Consider the following 1953-nt stretch of genomic DNA (forward strand, 5'->3'; position numbering starts at 1 on the left):
AACAAGCTAACCCTGATACTAACGTTAAATGGGAAGAACTAGAAGTTACAGTTCAAGCAGATAACAAAGTAGAAGTAAAAGCAAGAGCTACTAGCTCCCATTATCAAGGAACAACGACTTTATCATATGCAGTCCAAACTCCTAAAAAAGAAGTTAGAGAAGTAGTTCAAAATAACTTAGGCGAAAAAACAGCCGTTTTAACTAACGATAATGTCCTAGAAGCTGTTAAACAAGCTAACCCTGATGCTAATGTTAAATGGGAAGAACTAGAAGTTACAGTTCAAGCAGATAACAAAGTAGAAGTAAAAGCAAGAGCTACTAGCTCCCATTATCAAGGAACAACGACTTTAACATATACAGTTAGTGTTCAAGATGAAAAGAACGAGGAAAACGTTGAACAAGCTTTATCTAATTCTCAAAAATATAGAACACAACAAAATATAACAGAACAAGATGTAAGTAATGATCAATTAATAAACGCAATTCAAACGCAAAAAAATAATAAACCTCATTCCTCTTTAAACCAATTAACCTTGGCGGGTCAAAAATTAGTTAAAGACAAAAAAACAGAAAAACAAGAACCTTTAGTTCAACAAGTTTTAACCAAACTTCAAGAACATCGAAACCAAAAAGGCATCCCTGTTAAAGAAGTAACAGATTCAAAATTAAAAGAAGAAATTTTAAATGAATTAAAAACAAAAACTAATCCGCAACCGAATGAATTAGATGAAATAGTAAACGTTTTAAAAACAAAATTATTAGATTGTTTTACTGTAGAACCGTCAGACAATGGAAAAACTATTAAAAACAAAACTTTTAGAGCTGAATATGATGTTAAAGGAAATAAAATCCAAAGTAGAGGATACAAAGAGACAGATGACGAAGAATATCCAATGTATGTTGAAGAAAATGATAATAATGAAGAACTTCTTGAAATTGATTGGGAATCCGATCATACTTATGATGCTGAATATGATGTCAACGGAAAGAAAATTCAAAGTAGAGGGTTAAAAAGCGAAGGTGTAGTTGATTGGAAATCCTATCATACTTATGATGTTCGATATGATGGAAATAAAATTCAAAGTAGGGGATACAAAAGTGAAAACGTAGTCGATTGGACCTCTTCTCAAACTTATGATGCTGAATATGATGTTAAGGAGAATGAAATTCAAAGGAGGCATTACCAAAAAGTTGATGGGCAAGGCAATCCAGTAGTTAATTGGAAATCCGATCATACTTATGATGCTCAATATGATGTTAACGGAAATAAAATTCAAAGTAGAGGTTTCAAAGAGATGGATAATGAAGGCAATCTTGTAGTTAATTGGAATTCTTCTCGAACTTGGGATGCTCAATATGATGTTAACGGAAAACAAATTCAAAAGAGAAGTTACAAAAAGTCAGATAACGAAGATGCACACGCAATCAATTGGACTTCTTCTCAAACTTATGATTTTGAATATGACATCAATGGAAATACAATTGAAAGCAGAAGATACAAAGAAACAGATGATGACGATAATCCTGTAGTTAATTGGTTATCATCTAACACTTATGATGTTGAATATGATACAAACGGAAATAAAAAAATAACCAATTATGACGAATTTGGAAATAAAAAAACTTAAATTATAAGAAAGGGGAAACAACTTATGTCCAAAATAAAAAATAACTTTCATTTTGTAATAGTTATTAGTTTGTTAATTTTAGTGATAATATCTCAACCTTTCTTATTATATGGAGCTGTTGAAACAGCCGAATATAAAGTAGTAAGAGTTTCAGAAAATAAAGTAGAATATTATCCTAAGATTATAGAACAACTACAAACATTAAATCCAGGAAAAGAATTCCTTTTAGATAATCCTCAAAATAATAAAGTTTATTATAACTCTAAAAGTATGACTAACAATAAAGTTATTTTTGATAAATCAATTAATTATAATAGAAATCTTT

Annotated in this window: 2 protein-coding genes; both read left to right on the top strand. The window is 30.0% G+C overall.

Going from position 1 to position 1953, the window contains the following annotated elements:
* Positions 1-1628, top strand: a 1628-nt coding sequence (locus tag HR065_RS02770; protein WP_178734376.1) for a hypothetical protein, incomplete at its 5' end; no start/stop codon positions are given.
* A 24-nt stretch (positions 1629-1652) separates the two neighbouring features.
* Positions 1653-1953: hypothetical protein (locus HR065_RS02775; protein WP_178734377.1), on the top strand; the 301-nt coding region annotated here is incomplete at its 3' end.

This window comes from Candidatus Phytoplasma pruni (genome assembly GCF_013391955.1).
Taxonomy (GTDB): domain Bacteria; phylum Bacillota_I; class Bacilli_A; order Acholeplasmatales; family Acholeplasmataceae; genus Phytoplasma.